Consider the following 18,703-nt stretch of genomic DNA (forward strand, 5'->3'; position numbering starts at 1 on the left):
CTCCAATCCTTGTCTCGTTGTCGACTGTCGTCGTTGAGTTTTGTAGCGATACGTAGTGACTATGCGAAGCTGGTTGCGGACTGTGTGGGGTTCAGTCCAGCGGCCAGGTTTCGCGGCTTGCTGCTCTTATCGCCTGAGCCGATTCGAGCGCCAGGGCATCCTGGGCGCGTTGACGGCACAGCTGATAATCGAGGTTGCGCACGCGCGCCTTGATGCCCGGCACCGACACCGGATCCACCGAAAGCTCGGTCACGCCGAGGCCGACGAGCAACGGCATCGCCAGCGGATCGCCCGCCAGTGCGCCGCATACCCCGACCCATTTGCCATGCTTGTTCGCGCCCTGCACGGTCGCTGCGATCAGCCGCAGCACCGCCGGATGCAAGCCGTCGGCCTGAGCCGCGAGGTCGGCCTGGCAACGGTCCATGGCGAGCGTGTATTGCGTCAGATCGTTGGTGCCGATCGAGAGGAAATCCGCGTGTTGCGACAGTTGATCGGCGAGCAAGGCGGCCGACGGCACTTCGATCATCACGCCGACTTCGATCGGTTCGGTACGACCCGATTCACGGGCGAATTCGTCGATGCGTTTGCGGATGCGGATCAGTTCGCCCACGTCGGTCACCATCGGCAGCAGGATGCGGACGGCGCCGAGCGGCTGCACCGCCAGCAGGCCGCGCAACTGGTCGTCGAGCAGATCCGGACGCACTTGGGCGAGGCGGATGCCGCGCAGGCCGAGCGCCGGATTCGGTTCCGGCGGCAGCGTCAGGTAGTCGACTTCCTTGTCCGCGCCGACGTCCAGCGTGCGAATGATCGCGGTGCGGCCGGCCAACGCATCGACGATGGCCTGGTAGCTCTGGCGATGTTCGTCGGTGGTCGGCGCCGCGGCGCGGTGAATGAACAGCAGTTCGGTGCGCAGCAGGCCGACGGAATCGGCGCCGTTATCGACGGCGGTTTTCGCGTCGTCGAGCGTGGCGATGTTCGCGGCGACTTCGATCGCGCGACCATCGGCAGTCACGGCCGCCTGTTGCGACGTGCGGCGGTTCGCCTCGCGCACGCCGGCCAGGCGGCTGCGCTCGAGACGCGCGCGCTCGACGTCGAGTTCGGTCGGAGCAAATTCGAGGCGGCCGGTGGTGGCGTTCACCACCACTTGCGTCCCTTCGGGAATCGCGTGCAACGCATCGCCAACTGCCACGAGTGCCGGAATGCCAGCCTGGCGCGCGAGAATCGCCGCATGCGAAGTGGCGCCGCCGCGCGCCATCACGAGTGCAGTGACACGCGTGCGATCCAGCGAGGACAGATCCGACGGTGTGAACTCTTCAGCCGCCAGCACAGCCTCTTCCGGCAACGTGCGGGCCGCCGCGTTCGTATAACCGAGCGCGCGCAGCACGCGTTTTTCGATGTCGCGCAGATCGGCGGCACGTTCCGCGAGCAAGGCGTCTTCGATATTCGTCAGGATGGCGATCTGTGCGCGGATCGCTTCGCGCCACGCGAAGCCGGCGCTCTTGCCGAGGCTGATCAGATCGCGCGCGGCGTCGACCAGCGTGGGATCTTCGAGCAGGACGCGATGCACCGCGAAAATGCCTGCCTCACCCACCGCGCCACGTTGCGACGCATCGCGCACGGTCGTACCAAGATCGGCGTCGACGGTGGCAATCGCCTTGTCGAGCAAACGGCTTTCAGCCGCCGACGTACCCGTCGCCTTTTCCGGCGGATCGATATCCGCATCGTCCCAACGCACCAGCTTGCCGACCGCGACGCCCGGCGCCGCGCACACGCCCGCGAGCGTATTCGGCGCGAGTGCTTCGCCTGCCACTTGAGCAATCGCTTGCGGTGCCGGTGAGCTTTGACGTGCCGGCTTTTCTTCGACTTCGCCGTGCGCTTCACGCGTCAATTCGTGGGCAATCGCTTCGATCGCGGCTTTCGCTTGCGGACCGACGCCGAGCAACTCGACCGTCGCGCCTTCGCCCGCGCCGAGACCGAGCAGGCCGACCACGCTTTCAATCGCCGCCTTACGCCCTTCGTAACGCACTTCGACACGCGCATCGAAACCACGCGCCGCTTCACGAGCACGCGCCGCCGGCCGTGCATGCAGGCCGCCCGCGTGAACCAGCGTGACTTGCTGGCGAGCTTCTTCGGTCACGTTAGTGGCACTCGCCTGACGCGATGCATGCGCCGCCTCGCCGCCGCGAGCGCGCAGCACCAGCAGCGGCGTTTCGCCCGCCTTCAGCAGGCCGTCTTGCGCACGCTCGACAATCTCGAACGCGTCCGAATTGGCGATCGCGATCACCGAGACGAGACTTGGCGCATTCAGCGCAACCTGATCCTGATCGAACTCGATCAGCACTTCACCCGTGCGCACCTGTGCGCCTTGCGCAACCATCGGTGCAAAGCCCTTGCCGTTCAGCTCGACCGTGTCGATGCCGATGTGAAGCAGAATCTCCACGCCCTCGGCCGTCGCGAGCGTGACCGCGTGACCGGTGCGCGCGAGATGGGTAATGGTGCCGTCGCACGGCGCGACGAGTCGCCCCTCGAGCGGATCGATGCCGATTCCGTCGCCGAACATGCCGCCCGAAAACACAGGGTCGGGCACGTTCGCCAAGGGCACGACCGGACCGGTCATCGGCGCGAGCAAAACAATATGGCCTTCAGAATGGCTCATCAAGCGGGACTCCTCGACACGTCGCATCTGATTTCTCGTCAGTGAGTTTCGGTGACTTTGTTGAGATGGCGTGGCGCGTCAGGATTGCGCCCGCGTGCGGCGGCAAGGCCGGCGGCCATCACGTAAAAGGACAGGATTGCAGCGATCGGATCGAGCGCCGCATGAGCAGTGGTGGCGAGCGGCAAGGTCGCTTCCGGCACGTCATCCGGTGCGGCGAGCAGCACGCGGGCGCCGCGTGCCTGCATGTCGCGCGCGAGTTGCAGCAAGCCGGCTTGTTCGGGACCGCGCGGTGCGAAAACCAGCAACGGATAGTCGCGATCGATCAGTTCCATCGGACCATGCCGCACTTCCGCGCTCGAAAACGCTTCGGCCTGAATGCCGGAGGTTTCCTTCAATTTCAGCGCGGCTTCCTGCGCGATGGCGAGGCCCAGCCCGCGGCCGATCACGATCATGCGTTCGATGCCGCGCAATTCCTCCACCGCCTTCGACCAGTCGAGCTTGCCCGCGGCTTGCAGCGCGTCGGGCAGCGTGTTCAACGCGCCGAGCAGTGCGTCGTCTTTCTGCCAGTGAGCGACCAGTTGCGCGGAGATCGACAGCATCGCGATATAGCTCTTGGTCGCCGCGACGCTCAGCTCCGGACCGGCCATGAGCGGCAGGTGAAATTCGCAGGCATCGGCCAACGGCGAGTTCGGCGCATTCACCGCGGCCACTGTCAACGCGCCGGCCTTGCGCAGCGCTTCCATCGTGCCAACCAGATCGGGGCTCTTGCCCGATTGCGAGAACGCCAGCGCGAGTTGATCGCGCACCTGCAGCGGCGCTTGCTGCAGTGTCGCAACCGACATCGGCAGCGAGGCAACCGGCACACCGAGGCGGCTCATCGTCAGGCTTGCGAAGTAACTCGCTGCATGGTCCGAGCTGCCGCGCGCGACCGTCAGCGCGACATGGCGCGGTTGCTGGGCGAGCTTCGCCGCCAGCGCCTCGACGCGCGAGGGTTCCGCGAGTTGCGCAGCGACCGTTTCAGCGGACGCCAGCGCCTCTTTAAGCATATTCGACAATTGATTCTCCTTCGACGTAAGTCGCGGTCAACGCCAGTTCACGATCGAACACGACCACATCGGCCCACGCGCCGCGGGCGATGCGGCCGCGGTCTTCGATGCCGAGGTAGTCGGCGGCGTAGCGCGACAAACGGTTTGAAACATCGGCGATCGGCAAGCCGATCGAAACGAGGTTGCGCAGCGCCTGATCCATGGTCAGGGTGCTGCCGGCGAGCGTGCCGTCGGCGAGACGCACACCGCCGAGGCACTTCGTCACGTGCTGGCTGCCGAGGCGGTATTCGCCGTCGGGCATGCCGGTGGCCGATGTGCTATCCGTCACGACATAGAGACGCGGAATCGCGCGCAACGCGGCGCGGATCGCGCCCGGATGGACGTGCAGCAAGTCGGGAATGATTTCGGCGAATTCGGCATGCGCGAGCGCGGCGCCGACGAGGCCGGGGTTGCGGTGGTGCAACGGCGACATCGCGTTGAACAGATGCGTGAAGCCACACGCGCCGTGCTTGAGCGCGGCGACGGCGTCGTCATAGGTGCCGAGCGAATGGCCGAGCTGCACGCGCATGCCGCGCGCCGCCATCTCGGAGATGATCTCCATGTGGCCGGCGATTTCAGGCGCCAGCGTGACCACGCGAATCGGCGCGATCGACAAATATTTCAGCACTTCGTCCATTACCGCCGACACCGCCGCGTCTGGCTGAGCGCCGAGCTTGCCGGGATTGATGTACGGTCCCTCCAGATGAACGCCCAGCACACGCGACCCGCCCGGCGTACGTATGCGCGCATTGTTGCCCAGACCCGCGACCACATTCATCAGCTCGTCGCGCGGCGCGGTCATCGTGGTGGCGAGCAGGCTGGTCGTACCATGACGCGCATGCGTGCGGGTGATGGTTTCGATTGCGTCGCCGCCTTCCATCACGTCGGAGCCGCCGCCGCCGTGCACGTGCAGATCGATGAAGCCAGGCAGGATGTACGGCGCGTCATTCTTCGCCGGATCGGCGCGTTCGCCGGTCAGTGCCGTGATGCGGCCGTTTTCGTATTCGAGCGTGCCGTGAATCCACCCATCGGTGGTGAGTATGTTTCCGGTCAGCATGAGTCTCTCTGGTGAGGCGTAATGCGGGGTGTGACTGAATGGCGTTCGGCGATGCCGCACGTGATGGCGACCGGCTGAGGCGCGCCGATCAAGCACGCCAATCAGGTGCGCAATTCAGCGACAAAGTCGTAGTAATCGTCGCGGCAATAAGTGTCGGTCAGTTCGATCGCACGCTGGTCCGCGCTATACCCGATACGGGTGATGACCAGCAGCGCCGAGCGCGGTTCGATATCCATCAACGAGGCGATCTCGCTCGACGCATTGACCGCGCGAAAGTGCTGCAGGGCGCGCACGACGGCAGCGCCACGTTGTTCGAGATAGCTGTAAAGCGACACGCCGATGGCCAGCGGGTCGGGCACGATCGCGGCGGGCAACGCCGAATGCTCGACCGCCATGACGATGCCGTCCGCGCGCCGCAAGCGCCGCAGACTCGCCACCGCCGCGCCGGGAGACAGGCCGAGGTGCACCAGCTCGTCGCGGTTGGCGGCGCGGATATCGCGCTCGAGCCACACCGAATCCGGCCGGAAACCGCGTTGCTGCATCTTCTTCGTGAAACCGGTAAGCCGCGACAGCGGGTCTTCGACGCGCGGCGTGATGAAACTGCCCGCGCCCCGTGCCCGCCGGATCAAACCTTGCTCGACCAGCAGCTCGATCGCCTTGCGCGCGGTGATGCGCGACACGCCGATTGCATCCGAAAGCGTGCGCTCCGAAGGCAGCGCTTCACCCGCCGACCACACGCCGCAGTGGATCGCCGTCGCCAGATTGCGCGCGAGCTGCAGATAGAGCGGCGTGACGTTGCGAGCGTCAGGCATCAGTGCGGACCAGCGAGTTTCCATGGGGCTCCGGCGGTCGTCGAGAAGAATGCGGCCTACGAGAAGGAGAGCCCATTATATAACCAACATAATACCAGTCAATCAACTGGTCTCATGTTGGTATGGATCGGCTGAAAGCGTTGCTGGATAAGCGTCAGCGGGTGATTTGAGGGCTTCCGAGAGTGGTTTACAAGGATTGGGATTTACCCGTATTCGAGATGCCGGACGGCATCCGGTCGGTCCAGATTGGTTCTCTTCCCGCCCGACGCGACACCCCAAAATTCATACCTTTTTGATACCACTTAAGGGACATCCCTTGACCTCGCGGCTTTTTTAATGGGTTCCGTTCCAATATAGTGATGTGTAGCAAGCCATAAAAATTCCCCCGGGGAGCAGCATTTGACAGATTCCGAGGCGCTGCGGCGTGCTCAGGCCGTCCGCCATTTCAACCGCTTCTACACCCAGCTCATCGGCGCCCTGCATGAACATCTGGCAAAGAGCGCCTTCTCGCTGACGGAAGTGCGCGTTCTGAACGAACTGTCCCGCGGACGCGCGCAGACAGCCTCCGTGCTCGGGCGCAATCTCGGCCTCGACAGCGGCTACCTCAGCCGCCTGCTGACCAGTTTCGAACGACGCAACCTGATTACGCGGCGCCCCTCCGACACCGACGCGCGTCAGTCGCTGATCGCCCTCACCGACAGCGGCCATGCGGCCTATGCGCCGCTCGATATGGCAGCGATCGAAGAAGTGTCGGCGTTGCTGAATGGCCTCCCGACGCTCTCCCAGGAACAGTTGATCGCCGCGATGAAGGTGATCGAGCGGCTGCTCGACCGCAAGCCGCGGCATGAACTCGTGACCCTTCGGCCGCCGCGCGCCGGCGACTGTGGCTGGCTCGTGCATCGGCAGGCGCAATGGTTCGCCGCGGAATACGGCTGGGATCGATCGTTCGAGGGCTTGCTCGCGCGCATCGTCGCCGATTACACGCAGCGCAACGATCCGGTGCGCGAGATGTGCTGGGTCGCCGATCAGGAAGGCGTCGTGGTCGGCTCGGTGTGCGTCGTCGGTATTTCGACGACCGTGGCAGGCGTGCGGCTCTTATGGGTCGAACCGGACGTGCAGCGTCTTGGCATCGGCACGCAATTGATGAGCGAATGCGTGCGGTTCGCGCGGCGCGCAGGGTACACCAAACTCACGCTGACCACTGCCAGTACGCTCGCGGAACCACGGCGGTTATGCGAGCGCGCCGGCTTCAAGCTTGCCTGCACGACGGCGGAGCAGCGCTTCGGCAAGGATCTGATGATCGAGCGATGGGAGTTGGAGTTGTAGGTTCGATCGCGAATGCGCGACGCCTGAGCAAAAAAACGCCACGGTTTATCGCCGTGGCGTTTTTGTTTTGCGGTGCGGATTGAAGCCTGGTCGCTTAGAACGACGGCACCACCGAACCCTTGAACTGCGTCTTGATGAATTGGCGCACGTCTTCCGACTGATAAGCCGCGACCAGCTTCTTGACCCACGGCTTGTCCTTGTCCTGCGCGCGCACGGCGATCAGATTCGCGTACGGGCTGCGGATATCTTCGAGCGCGATCGCGTCTTTGGTCGGCTGCAGACCGGCGGCCAGCGCGAAATTCGTGTTGATCGCGGCAGCGTCGACATCCGACAGCGAGCGCGGCAGCTGGGCTGCGTCGAGTTCGACCAGCTTGATCTTCTTCGGATTCTCGGCGACGTCGAGCGCCGTGGCGTTATTGCCGTTCGTGCCCGCGCCGGCCTTCAGCTTGATCACGCCTTGCGCCTGCAACAGCAGCAGCGCGCGGTTCTCGTTCGACGGATCGTTCGGCACCGCGATCTTCGCGCCTTGCGCCAGATCCTTCAGCGACTTCAGCTTCTTCGAATAGATGCCGAGCGGCGAAATGTACGTCAGGCCCGCATTGACGATCTTGTAGCCGCGTTGCTTGACCTGGCTGTCGAGGTACGGCTGGTGCTGGAAGCTGTTGGCGTCGAGGTCGCCGGCGTCGAGCGCGGCGTTCGGCTGCACGTAGTCGTTGAATTCGACGACCTTCACATTCAGGCCTTCGCGCTTCGCCACTTTCGTGACGACTTCCCAGATTTGCGCATCCGGGCCGCCGATAGTGCCGACCTTGATGACCTTGTCGTCGGCGTGTGCGCCGAAGCTGGTGACGATCGCCGCGCTGGCGACCACGGCCGAGAGGGCTTTAAGGATGTTTCTGCGCTGCATGTAATTCTCGCTTTCTCTGATCGATGTCAGATTCGGGTGGAAGCCGGCGGCTGCGCTGCTTATGGCAGTGCGCCGCCAACTGGACCGCAAATGGTCTCATATGCCCGGCGAGATGGGAAATATCACGATCGCATATGGATATGCCCCTGCAACGGCGCGGGACGAGGCTGTATGCAGAAATCTCAGCGCACCGCGTTACCTTGCCCCCACCACCGCAGCGTCTGCGCCGTTCACGCGAAACGCGCTCACTGTGTCGCGCAAACGCCCAGCCTGATCCTGCAACGAAGCCGCCGCGGCGGCAGCCTGCTCGACCAGCGCCGCGTTTTGCTGCGTCACTTCGTCCATCTGCGTGACCGCGCGGCCGACCTGCGAAATGCCGCTGCTCTGTTCTTCCGACGCCGCTGCGATCTCGCCCATGATGTCGGTGACGCGCTGCACCGCTTGCAGAATCTCGCCCATCGTCGTGCCGGCCTGCTGGACCAGGGTCGAGCCGTTGTGCACACGCTCCACCGACGCGCCGATCAACTGCTTGATCTCCTTGGCCGCCGTTCCCGAGCGTTGCGCGAGACTGCGCACTTCCCCGGCGACAACCGCAAAGCCGCGGCCCTGCTCGCCGGCGCGCGCGGCTTCGACCGCCGCATTCAGCGCGAGAATATTCGTCTGGAACGCGATGCCTTCGATCACGCCGATGATGTCGGCGATCTGCCGCGAGCTATCGTTGATCTCGCCCATCGTGCCGATCACGCGGCTCACCACGTCGTTGCCGCGCGTCGCGATTTCCGACGCGTTGTGCGCCAAACCACTCGCCTGACGCGCGTTGTCAGCGTTCTGCTTGACCGTCGCGGTGAGCTCTTCCATGCTCGCTGCCGTCTCCTGCAGCGAAGCCGCCTGCTGCTCGGTGCGTTGCGACAGATCGCCGTTGCCGGCCGCAATCTGCTGGGTCGCCGAGGCGATCGATTCCGCCGAGTGGCGAATCTCGCCGATGGTCCGCTGCAAACGGTTCTGCATCTCGTGCATGGCCGCCATCATGCTGGTCTTGTCTTGCGGACGAACGTCGACGGCCTGGGTGAGATCGCCCTTGGCGATGCTCGCCGCCAGGCGCGCCGCCTGATCCGGCTCGCCACCGAGACTCGCGCGCACGTTACGGATGATCAGCAGCATCGCCAGCGAAATGATCGCGCCGATCACCAGCACGACGAGCAGGTGACCCAGCAGCGTTTCGTAGTAGACGGTGTCGATGTCCTTGATGAACACGCCGCTCGTGATGTTCCAGTCCCACGGCGCAAAACGCACCACGTAGCTGATTTTCGGCACCGCGGTTTCACTGTGCGGCAAGCGTCCGCGATATTGCGCGAAGCCGCGGCCGCTCGATTTGGCGGCATCGACGATCGTCACATAGAGCAGCTTGCCGTCCGGGTCCTTGAAATCGCCGACGGGTTTGCCGGTCATTTGCGGCAGCGTCGGGTGCATCAGCACGACCGGCTTCGAGTCCATCACGAACAGATAGCCGGATTCGCCGTAGCGCATCGTCGCAAGACGTGCGAGCGCTTCGCGTTGCGCGTCGGCCTCGCTCATCTTGCCGCTCTGCGAGAGCGCGTAGTACCCGTTCACGATGCCTTGCGCCGCGTCGACGAGGTTCACCATGCCCGCCTTGCGCTCAGCCAGCATCGTGCTGCGCGTTTCAACCGCGCTCCACAGCCCGACGCCGAGCAGCCCCAGCCAGACGAGCGCGAGCGACAGCCATAGTTTGCGATTCAAACTCATCCTGCTCATTGTTGTGGTCCCTCTCGTGTGATTCGTGTTCTGTATGCGAGCCGGCGTTGCCACCCGCTCGCGTTGTGCGAGCGTGCCGACAGCCTGACGCGCAAACGATTGCCTCAGGTATATCGGCATGGCAGCCGCTCAACTTGAGGCAATCTGTAAGGAAGCGATGGCCGACGAAGAGAGGTGCACCGATGTCGATCGTGGGCAACAAGTCGGCCGCTGACAGATAATCGAAGGTCAGTACCGCGAATCCAGGCGGGTCCATTCAAACGCTGACGAGAACGCTCATGTACGTCATCAATCTCATCTACACCGCATCGCTTGACCGCATCGACGACGCACTCGAAGCGCATCGCGCATTTCTGACACGACAGTTCGAAGCCGGGATATTCGTGGCCGCCGGACCGAAGGTACCGCGCGACGGCGGCATCATTCTGGCGGTGCGCATCGAGCGCGATAAGCTGGATGAAATTCTCGCCAGCGACCCGTTCGCCGAACAGAAGCTCGCGCGTTACGAAGTGACGGAGTTCAAGACGACGCGGCTAGCGCCGGGAGTGAATTTGCCGATGCCGGCTTGAGGATGCGGTCTTAGCGATCGCATTATGCCCAACGCTGGCGCAGCAAGTTCCCACATTAGGGTTACGATATTTAGCCGTCGCGCGTAGGAAATTATTGAAACTAAAAAGCGGCGCTCGACTGCCTATGACAGTTGGTGTGCAGTCGATTATCATCGTGAAATGGCGACGTTAGCGCATATAAATCCTGCCTTGTTGAGCTGGGCCCGAGAACGGGCCGGGCTGACACAGCACGCCTTGGCCGAGGGTCTCCCAGTCAAATCGGAGCAGGTAGTTGATTGGGAGGCTGGAAACAGTATGCCAACGTTCAAGCAAGCACAGAGGTGGGCAGCAGTTACTCATGTCCCATTCGGATTCCTCTTTCTCCCAGCGCCTCCTGCGGAGAATCTTCCCCTACCTGATCTGCGGACTGTCGATGGGCAACTACCCGATAAGCCCAGTACAAATCTTCTGGACACTGTGCGGGAAGTTCTGAACAAGCAGGCATGGTATGTCGACTACCTTCGAGACCAAGAGCGATCTTCCCTCTCTTTTGTCGGCCACTTTGATGTGCGGTCGTCGGTGCGCAATGTTGTTGAAGATATGCGCTTGAAATTGGAAGTGGACACTAATGGCAAGAATGGCGACGAATACCTGCGTCAACTTATACGCGCTGCAGAAACCCTCGGAATTCTGGTTATGCGCAGCGGCATAGTCGGAACCAACACACATCGCAAGCTCGATGTTGGAGAGTTCCGGGGTTTTGCTGTAAGCGATTCACTTGCGCCGATTGTATTCATCAATAGCGCTGATGCCCCCACCGCGCGTCTTTTTACGCTTATTCATGAATTAGCGCATATTTGGATCGGCAGTAGCGGCATTTCAAACGTCTCACAAAATAACCATAGGCGAGAGGAAGTTTTCTGCAACGCAGTCGCAGGAGAGTTTCTCGTCCCGAAAAGCGAATTCGAGACGACCTGGAAAAAGACCGACAATTGGCGCGAGGGTCTTGCCGAACTGGCTGCAAAGTTTCACGTGAGCGCGCTGGTAATCGCACGCCGCGCGTCTGACCTCGGATACGTCTCGCGAGAGGAATATTCAAGGTATTACATCGAGGAACTGCAAGCATACCGACAGAGGGAAAAAAACGGCGGCAGCTTTTATCGAAATGCCGGAGCAAAAAATAGTGTGCGGTTCAGCCGCGCTGTGATCGCGGAGGCGATGAGCGGTCGTTTGCTACTGCGTGATGCTGGCAAATTGCTAGGAGTTCAGCCTGCGAAAATTAGAACCTACGCGGAGACATTAGCAGAATGAAGTATCTGCTGGATTCGAACACGTTGATTGAGGCAAAGAATCGCTATTACCGGATGGGCTTTTGTCCGGCCTACTGGCAATGGATCCTGGCGAAGAATCGTTCCCAAGATGTCAGCAGTATCACAATGATCGCCGACGAACTGGCTCGCGGAAACGATGAGCTAAAAGACTGGGCCAGCGGGAACAAGGGCATGTTTCTACCTGTTACCGACACCCTGACCCAAGAAGCATTCGGTCGTATCGCGGCGTGGGTTTCAGTTCGCTCATCTGAAATGAAACCGGGTGCGTTACAAGACTTTTTGTCTGGCGCTGACCCATGGCTGATCGCTAAAGCAATGGCCTCCGGTGCGACGGTAGTCACCCACGAGTCTTACAATGCAGATGCCAAAAAGAAATTTTTAATCCCCAACGTTTGCCAGCAGTTCAACGTTCCATACATGAACACGTTTGATTTGCTGCATACGCTTAACGCTCAATTCGTTCTGCCGAGCTGATCGTTATAGCCGTAGATTAAGCAGTCAATCGAGCAACAGCTTGATATCGTGCACCCACGGTGTCGCGCCCTGGCCATCACGCGCGAACAGACGCAGCTTGCCGTCCGGGTCGAACACATAGCTCGCCGCCGTGTGGTCCATTGTGTAGCTATCGGCTGTCTTGCCCGGCACCTTCGCGTAGTAGACGCGGAAGTCTTTCGTGATCCTGGTGAGTTGCGCCTGGTCCGCCGGACGCAAACCGACGAAGGTCGGATTAAACGCCGGCACGTATTGCGCGAGCAAGGCCGGCGTGTCGCGGTCGGGATCGACGGTGACGAACAGCACCTGCACACGTTTCGCGTCTTCCGGGCCGAGTTGCTGCAGCGCTTGCGACAACTCGGCCATCGTGGTCGGGCAAACGTCCGGGCAGTGCGTGTAGCCGAAGAACAGCACCACCACCTTGCCCTTGTAATCCGCCATTGTGCGGACCTTGCCGGACGTGTCGGGCAGCGAGAAATCGCTTCCGAATTGCGTGTTGCCGGTGATGTCGAGGTTCTGGAACGCCGGCGGTTGCTTGCCGCAACCGGCCACCAGCAACGCGCCGCCAAGTGCGCAAGCCATCACGGTGACACGCGCGGCGGCACGCGCCGTGCGCACAAAACGTTGTGTGAGCATGGGTGTTACGCGCCGATCGCGACGCGCGCATAGTGGTCGATCAACAGCGCAGCGAAAAGCAGCGACAGATAAACGATCGAGTAACGGAAGGTCTTACGCGCCAGATCGTCGGAATAATCCCGATAGATCTTCCACGCATACGCGAGGAACACGGCGCCCAGCAACACGGCCGCCGCGAGGTACACCACGCCGCTCATGCCGGAGATGAACGGCATCATCGTGACCGCAAACAGAATCACGGTGTACAGCAGAATATGCAAGCGTGTGTACTTTTCGCCGTGCGTATTCGGCAGCATCGGCAGGCCGGCGTTTTCGTAGTCTTTACGGCGATAGAGTGCGAGCGCCCAGAAATGCGGCGGCGTCCACACGAAAATGATCAGCACGAGAATCCATGCGTCGCCCGGCACGTGACCGGTGACGGCGGCCCAGCCAAGCGCCGGCGGCATTGCGCCCGACGCGCCGCCGATCACGATGTTCTGCGGCGTGGCCGGTTTGAGCAGCAGCGTATAGATCACCGCATAGCCGACGAAAGTGGCGAGCGTGAGCCACATGGTCAGCGGATTGGCGAACGTATAGAGCGTCCACATGCCAAGTCCGCCCAACACGGCGGAAAACAGCAGGATTTGCGAAGTGGTGATCTCGCCGCGCGCGGACGGCCGCCACGAGGTGCGACGCATCTTCGCGTCGATCTTCTGTTCCATCAGGCAATTGATGGCGAAGGCCGCACCGGCCAGCAGCCAGATGCCGACCGTGCCGCCGATCAGGACGGTCCACGGCACCATGCCGGGCGTCGACAGAAACATGCCGATGACTGCGCAAAACACAGCGAGCTGCGTGACGCGCGGCTTCGTCAGGGCGATGTACTGGGAGACCCGGCTACCGGGCGTTTGGGAGAGAGTTGTGCTGTCCATGTGGAGTCACGCTGGCGCGGCATCGCGCGCAGGCAACACGGCGCGGCCGGGACGGCTATAAGCGATCCGAAAGTTTAACATAACGAGCAAAAGCAGCAGGATTGCAGCCCCCCCGTTATGCGCTACCGCAATAGGCAACGGCCATTGCAGAACAATGTTCGACAGACCCGTGATGAACTGGATCAGCACCACCAGCAACACGCCGTTTGCCGGCCGCCGCAACGACTCGAAACGGCGCAGTTTCAGCGCGAACCACACCAGATAGGCGACCACGACAATCGCGAACGTGCGGTGAGTCCAGTGAATCGCGACCAGCGCATCTTGCGTGATCATGTCGCCGTCGCCGGTCATGCCGAGCGCGCGCCACAGGTGAAAGCCGTGCGCGAAATCCATGGGCGGGAGCCATTGGCCGTTGCAGGTCGGGAAGTCCGTGCAGGCGAGCACCGCGTAGTTGGTGCTGACCCAGCCGCCCAACGCGATCTGCGCGACCAGCAGCACGAGACCGGCAATCGCCGCCGCGCGCCAGCGCGCGGCTTCGGGCTCATAAGCCGGCAGCGGCGTTTGGCGTGCGGCCAGCCAGCCGAGCGTGCCGAGCAACGCGAGGCCGAGCAGCAAATGCGTCGTGACGATGATCGGCTGCAACTTCATGGTCACGGTCCACGCGCCGAATGCGCCCTGCACGAGAATTAGCAGCAGCAACGAAGTCGGCCACCACGGCGACACATGCAGCGGACGCCGCTTGATACGCGCCGTCCACGCAATCACCGTCTGCGCGATGATCAGCACGCCGATCGCCATCGCGAAGTAACGGTGGATCATCTCGATCCAGGCCTTCGTCATGCTCACCGGCCCGGTTGGCATCAATTGATGCGCGGCGGTAATCGCAGCGTGCGCGATGAACGGCGACGACGTGCCATAGCATCCCGGCCAGTCCGGACAGCCGAGGCCGGAATCGGTGAGACGCGTAAAGCCGCCGAACATCACCAGATCCAGCGTCAGAAAAGTGGTGAGCCACACCAGCTTGCGGAATTTGTTGTCGTCGGCCTTGACCCATACATAGGACAGCGGCAACAACGCGATACACAAACCGATCAGGGCCAGTTGCAATACGAACATCTTTCTTACCCTTGTTGCGGCATCAGCCGATGCTCGACCATTTGAGCAGCTTGGTCACGTCACCCTTGATCTTGCTGGGGTTCGGATCTTTCGGGAAACGCATCATCAGATTGCCGTTCGGATCGACCATGTAGATGTGGTCGGTGAGCTGGGTGCCGGTGTCGGTCGGCAGCCATGCGGACACCTGCGCCGGATTGGCGATCAGCATGTTGGTGTCGGGATAGGCCTTTTGTATCACGTCGGACACGTTGCCTGCATCGGTACGCAGCCACACTTCGACAACGCGCTCGCGTTCCGGACCCTGAGCTGCGCGGATTTGTCGCATGAAGTACAGCTTGGTGACGCAGGCTTTGTCGCATGCGCTGTTGTCGACGGAGATCATCAACCAGCGGCCGCGCAGCGACGCCAGCTTGAGCGGCTTACCGTCTTCACCCGTGACGACGAGCGAATCGGGAATCGGCCGCTGCGGTTCGACCAGCGTGCCGTAGCTCGTGCTGCCGCCGGTCGGCTTGACCACGTAGTAAACGAAATACGATACGACGATCGGCGCGGCGCAGATAACCGCCAGCAACAGCAGCATCCAGCGGCCACGCTTCCACGATCCCTCGCCATTGGGTTGACCAGGCATCGCTTTCGGAGCCGCGGGTTTGCCGGCTTGCGGCGAACGGGGAGATTGCGTCGACACTACAGGACCTCTTTCAATGATTGCGCGGCTTCAAGCCCCTTCTCTCAGGGCACGAAGCCGCAGGCGATGCGTTACACGCCCGCGGCGTGCTCTTTCTTCGCGGCGCGGCGCGCGGCATACAAGCCGAAGATCAGGGCCGCCGCCGCCATGCCCCACCACTGGAACATGTAGCCGTAATTGGTTTCGACGCCGGTGGCAGGCGCCGGCCAGTCGCGTACCAGTTTGTCGCCGTCGTCGCTCAATTGCTGGATCACGAACGATTGCAACGGCAGTCCGGTTTCCGCCGCGTAGGCCGCCGTATCCAGATTCTGGCGGATCTTCTGATGCTCGGCCGATCCACCCTGCCCCAACTCGAAGGCGCGCGAGGCATCGGCACGCGCGATGCCTTCGATTTCGATCTCGCCTTGCGGCGTGGTGTACGGCGCGATGGTCTCGCGGTTGTTCATGTTACGCGGCAGCCAGCCGCGATTGACGAGTACATAACCGCCGTCGGCCAGTTTAAAAGGCATCACGACGTAAAAGCCCGGCTGATCGTTATACGGGCGATTATCCAGATAGACGACTTTGTCCGCGACGAAACTGCCGCGCGCCTTCACGCGGTGGAATTCGATGTCCTTGAGTTGAACCGGCGTAGCGCTCACAGGCTGCGCGGGCGCGTCTTCGAACTGCGTGATGTGGGCTTCGAGCGCTTCCTTCTGATGCGCGCGGTCGCGCTGCCAGAAGCCGAGCCGCACCGTCACTGCAATCACCAGCAGAATCAGCAGCGCGGGAATGAGGCGGAACTTCATCGAACGCACTCCGGCACCGCCGCTTGAAATGGCGCCTGGAACGTGCGGCAGACGCTGGCGCGCGGTGCGATAATAAACGTCTTGCCTCTGCGCTTTCCGATTTCAGTTGCTTCCATGCACATTCTCGTTCCCATCGCCTTTGTCCTGATCATCGCCAGCATGGTGTCCGCGCTGTACTTCATGATGCATGACAAGGGCAAAACCAAGCGGATGGTCTGGTCGCTCGCCACGCGGGTGGGCCTGTCGATCTCGCTGTTCCTGTTCATCCTGTTCGCTCACTGGATGGGCTGGATTCAGTCAACCGGTATTCCCTACGGACGTTGAGCCCGGCGGAAAAGCTTCACGTCGCCAAACTCACCAAACTCCCCAAACAAAACGCCGCCCTGACAGGGTCGAGGGCGGCGCTGCATGACTTGCGTACTACTCGTGCGCCGCACCCTTGATGGGCGATGCGCAAACGGCCTGCACATGTTCCGTCAACCGCGCGGTTTTCAGTACTTATGCAGGCCAGACTGCGTTACAGCCAGTACACGACGACGTACAGCCCAAGCCACACGACGTCCACAAAGTGCCAGTACCAGGCGGCGCCTTCGAATGCAAAGTGATGCTCCGCCGTGAAGTGGCCACGGATCATCCGCACCAGCACCACCGCCAGCATCGTGCCGCCGAGGAACACGTGGAAACCGTGGAAGCCCGTCAGCAGGAAGAACGTCGAACCGTACACCCCCGAGGACAGCGTCAGGTTCAGTTCGTTATACGCGTGGAAATACTCGAAGCCTTGCAGGAACAGGAAGCAGACGCCAAGTACCAGCGTAGCAGCCAGCCAGATGATCGCCTTCTTGCGGTGATCTTCACGCAGCGCGTGGTGCGAAACCGTCAACGTAGCGCCCGACGACAGCAGCAACGCCGTGTTGATGGTCGGCACCGGCCACGGCTGCATCGACTTGAAGGTCGAGACCAGCGCTGCCGGACCGTTGTTCGGCCACACCGCCGAGAAATCCGGCCAGATCAGCTTGTAGTCGAGGCTGCCGAGCTGATGCAGCGCGATTTCGCGTGCATAGAACAGCGCGCCGAAGAAAGCGCCGAAGAACATCACTTCGGAGAAGATGAACCAGCTCATGCTCCAGCGGTACGACTTGTCGACATTCTTGCCATACATGCCGCCTTCAGATTCTGCGATCGCGTCGCCGAACCAGTGCCACAACGTATAAAGCAGCCACAGCAGACCGACGACGACGCCGAGCGGCGCCCAGTCATGGTCGTTGATCCAGGCCGCAAGCGATCCGAGCATGACCAGCAACCCAGCGGCGGCGCTGATCGGATGCCGCGACGGATGCGGTACGAAATAGTACGGGCTCTCGTTTTGACCGCTCATTCTTGATTCTCCACTTCAGTCCAGTTGTTCCGGAATCTCCGGCTGTATCTTCGGCGGCGCGTCGATACCGCACCGCTTCTCTCTAATTCGTGGGCCCTGCTTCGCCCGGTACTACGCGTGCGCCTGACGGCCTCAGCCCACCACCGCGCGCACGACCAGGATCAGCACGCCGATGAAAATGGCCGCGCTGATCAATGCCGCCACGATCACATGCAGCGGGTTCAGCTGCGTTGCGTCCGCTTCCAGATCACGACGCTTGCGCACCCCGAAAAACGACCAGAACACGGCCTTCATCGACTGGCCAAAACTGCTCTTGCGTGGGCCGCCGCTGCTATCGCTCATTACGTCTTCTTCCTTCGCCCGCGGTAAGAACCGTCAGGCGGGATTGGCGGTGGTTGCCGCCGTGTTGGCCGTAGGTGCTGCGCTCCCGGCCGTCGCCGCGGCCGGCGTATTCAACTCGAAGAACGTGTACGACAACGTGATCGTTTTCACATCCTTCGGCAGCTTCGGGTCGACCACGAACACCACCGGCAGCCGCTTCGTCTGATTCGCAGTCAAAGTCTGCTGCGTAAAGCAAAAACACTCGATCTTCTTGAAGTACTCGGTTGCCTGCTTCGGCGCGTAGCTCGGAATGGCTTGCGCCTGAATCGTGCGCGCCTGTTCGTTGCTGACCTCGTACATCACTGTCGTCACTTCGCCCGGATGCACGTCGAGACTACGTTGCTCCGGCTTGAAACCCAGCGGGCCGCGCGCATTCGCATCGAATTCAATCGAAATCGTGCGGCTCATGTCAACCTGCGTATTCTTCGCCTCGCGCACCGTGGCATCACGCTGCACGAGGTTGTTGATGCCGGTGATCTGGCAGATCGCGCGGTACATCGGCACCAGCGCAAAACCGAAACCGAACATCATCAACGCGACGACGAACAGCTTGATCAACATCGAACGATTAAAAGAGTGATCGGCCTGAGCCGGCGGTTGCGTCGACATCTCAATCCTCAACAATCCTGCACACAGACTCGAATTACCGCGTCAGGTGAACCACTTCTGATGAATGATGACGCTCGCAAAAAAAGCCGCGGCGATGACAAACATCACAATACCGATCCGCCGGTTGCCCGCGCGAACCTGCTCGGGCGTACGTCTTTCTTGAGGATTGCGCGTCATGCTCGACTTTCTGAATACTTTCGTGACTACGGGTACCG

At 61.8% G+C, this 18,703-nt stretch carries 20 protein-coding genes; 5 read left to right on the plus strand and 15 right to left on the minus strand.

Going from position 1 to position 18,703, the window contains the following annotated elements:
• Positions 1-91: 91 nt before the first annotated feature.
• The 4 genes from ptsP to PQQ95_RS04530 form a co-directional block, all read right to left on the minus strand.
• On the minus strand, positions 92-2,656 hold the full coding sequence (gene ptsP, locus PQQ95_RS04515; protein WP_408435253.1) for a phosphoenolpyruvate--protein phosphotransferase: 2,565 nt from the start codon (positions 2,654-2,656) through the stop codon (positions 92-94).
• A gap of 38 nt (positions 2,657-2,694) precedes the next feature.
• Positions 2,695-3,702 (minus strand): SIS domain-containing protein, encoded by a 1,008-nt coding sequence (locus tag PQQ95_RS04520; protein WP_408435347.1) that lies wholly within the window; start codon positions 3,700-3,702, stop codon positions 2,695-2,697.
• Complete coding sequence (gene nagA / locus PQQ95_RS04525; RefSeq protein WP_408435255.1) at positions 3,695-4,798, minus strand: N-acetylglucosamine-6-phosphate deacetylase; 1,104 nt, start codon at positions 4,796-4,798, stop codon at positions 3,695-3,697. Before nagA ends, PQQ95_RS04520 begins: the two co-directional genes overlap by 8 nt.
• A gap of 101 nt (positions 4,799-4,899) precedes the next feature.
• On the minus strand, positions 4,900-5,634 hold the full coding sequence (locus tag PQQ95_RS04530; protein ID WP_074285541.1) for a GntR family transcriptional regulator: 735 nt from the start codon (positions 5,632-5,634) through the stop codon (positions 4,900-4,902).
• A 375-nt stretch (positions 5,635-6,009) separates the two neighbouring features.
• Here PQQ95_RS04530 and PQQ95_RS04535 point away from each other — a divergent pair, with 375 nt between their 5' ends.
• On the plus strand, positions 6,010-6,936 hold the full coding sequence (locus PQQ95_RS04535; protein ID WP_408435257.1) for a GNAT family N-acetyltransferase: 927 nt from the start codon (positions 6,010-6,012) through the stop codon (positions 6,934-6,936).
• A gap of 94 nt (positions 6,937-7,030) precedes the next feature.
• Here the strand turns inward: PQQ95_RS04535 and PQQ95_RS04540 are convergent, their stop codons facing one another.
• Positions 7,031-7,843: a MetQ/NlpA family ABC transporter substrate-binding protein gene (locus PQQ95_RS04540; protein ID WP_408435259.1), complete on the minus strand. Its 813-nt coding sequence runs from the start codon at positions 7,841-7,843 to the stop codon at positions 7,031-7,033.
• A 195-nt stretch (positions 7,844-8,038) separates the two neighbouring features.
• Positions 8,039-9,616: a methyl-accepting chemotaxis protein gene (locus PQQ95_RS04545; protein ID WP_408435261.1), complete on the minus strand. Its 1,578-nt coding sequence runs from the start codon at positions 9,614-9,616 to the stop codon at positions 8,039-8,041.
• A gap of 278 nt (positions 9,617-9,894) precedes the next feature.
• Between PQQ95_RS04545 and PQQ95_RS04550 the strand changes: the two genes are divergently transcribed.
• The 3 genes from PQQ95_RS04550 (at position 9,895) to PQQ95_RS04560 (ending at position 11,969) form a co-directional block, all read left to right on the plus strand.
• On the plus strand, positions 9,895-10,185 hold the full coding sequence (locus PQQ95_RS04550) for a YciI family protein (protein ID WP_408435263.1): 291 nt from the start codon (positions 9,895-9,897) through the stop codon (positions 10,183-10,185).
• Between the two features lie 159 nt (positions 10,186-10,344).
• Positions 10,345-11,475, plus strand: a complete 1,131-nt coding sequence (locus PQQ95_RS04555; protein WP_408435265.1) for an ImmA/IrrE family metallo-endopeptidase — start codon at positions 10,345-10,347, stop codon at positions 11,473-11,475.
• Positions 11,472-11,969, plus strand: coding sequence for a DUF4411 family protein (locus tag PQQ95_RS04560; RefSeq protein ID WP_408435267.1), 498 nt, complete (start codon positions 11,472-11,474; stop codon positions 11,967-11,969). The genes PQQ95_RS04555 and PQQ95_RS04560 overlap by 4 nt, the downstream gene beginning before the upstream one ends.
• Before the next feature lie 24 nt (positions 11,970-11,993).
• On the opposite strand, the gene PQQ95_RS04565 is transcribed toward PQQ95_RS04560, so the two are convergent.
• The 5 genes from PQQ95_RS04565 to PQQ95_RS04585 all read right to left on the minus strand — a co-directional run bounded on the left by PQQ95_RS04565 (position 11,994) and on the right by PQQ95_RS04585 (position 16,123).
• Positions 11,994-12,623 (minus strand): SCO family protein, encoded by a 630-nt coding sequence (locus tag PQQ95_RS04565; RefSeq protein ID WP_408435269.1) that lies wholly within the window; start codon positions 12,621-12,623, stop codon positions 11,994-11,996.
• 5 nt (positions 12,624-12,628) lie between these two features.
• Positions 12,629-13,534, minus strand: coding sequence for a heme o synthase (gene cyoE, locus PQQ95_RS04570; RefSeq protein ID WP_408435271.1), 906 nt, complete (start codon positions 13,532-13,534; stop codon positions 12,629-12,631).
• 6 nt (positions 13,535-13,540) lie between these two features.
• Positions 13,541-14,650, minus strand: a complete 1,110-nt coding sequence (locus PQQ95_RS04575) for a COX15/CtaA family protein (RefSeq protein ID WP_408435273.1) — start codon at positions 14,648-14,650, stop codon at positions 13,541-13,543.
• Positions 14,651-14,672: 22 nt separating this feature from the next.
• Positions 14,673-15,335, minus strand: coding sequence for an SCO family protein (locus tag PQQ95_RS04580; RefSeq protein ID WP_408435275.1), 663 nt, complete (start codon positions 15,333-15,335; stop codon positions 14,673-14,675).
• 71 nt (positions 15,336-15,406) lie between these two features.
• Positions 15,407-16,123, minus strand: coding sequence for an SURF1 family protein (locus PQQ95_RS04585; RefSeq protein ID WP_408435277.1), 717 nt, complete (start codon positions 16,121-16,123; stop codon positions 15,407-15,409).
• A 114-nt stretch (positions 16,124-16,237) separates the two neighbouring features.
• On the opposite strand from PQQ95_RS04585, the gene PQQ95_RS04590 reads away from it, so the two are divergent.
• Positions 16,238-16,447 carry a twin transmembrane helix small protein gene (locus PQQ95_RS04590; RefSeq protein ID WP_007179452.1) on the plus strand — a complete coding sequence of 70 codons (210 nt, stop codon included), beginning with the start codon at positions 16,238-16,240 and terminating at the stop codon, positions 16,445-16,447.
• 193 nt (positions 16,448-16,640) lie between these two features.
• Here the strand turns inward: PQQ95_RS04590 and PQQ95_RS04595 are convergent, their stop codons facing one another.
• The 4 genes from PQQ95_RS04595 to PQQ95_RS04610 form a co-directional block, all read right to left on the minus strand.
• On the minus strand, positions 16,641-17,498 hold the full coding sequence (locus PQQ95_RS04595) for a cytochrome c oxidase subunit 3 (RefSeq protein ID WP_120297522.1): 858 nt from the start codon (positions 17,496-17,498) through the stop codon (positions 16,641-16,643).
• A 132-nt stretch (positions 17,499-17,630) separates the two neighbouring features.
• Positions 17,631-17,840 (minus strand): DUF2970 domain-containing protein, encoded by a 210-nt coding sequence (locus tag PQQ95_RS04600; protein ID WP_408435279.1) that lies wholly within the window; start codon positions 17,838-17,840, stop codon positions 17,631-17,633.
• Positions 17,841-17,873: 33 nt separating this feature from the next.
• Positions 17,874-18,488 (minus strand): cytochrome c oxidase assembly protein, encoded by a 615-nt coding sequence (locus PQQ95_RS04605; RefSeq protein WP_408435281.1) that lies wholly within the window; start codon positions 18,486-18,488, stop codon positions 17,874-17,876.
• A gap of 42 nt (positions 18,489-18,530) precedes the next feature.
• A complete protein-coding gene (locus PQQ95_RS04610) occupies positions 18,531-18,665 on the minus strand; it encodes a cytochrome oxidase small assembly protein (RefSeq protein WP_211607278.1) in 135 nt (44 codons plus the stop codon).
• Positions 18,666-18,703: the final 38 nt, after the last annotated feature.

The sequence above is a fragment of the Paraburkholderia caffeinilytica genome (assembly GCF_046030355.1).
GTDB lineage: Bacteria > Pseudomonadota > Gammaproteobacteria > Burkholderiales > Burkholderiaceae > Paraburkholderia > Paraburkholderia caffeinilytica_B.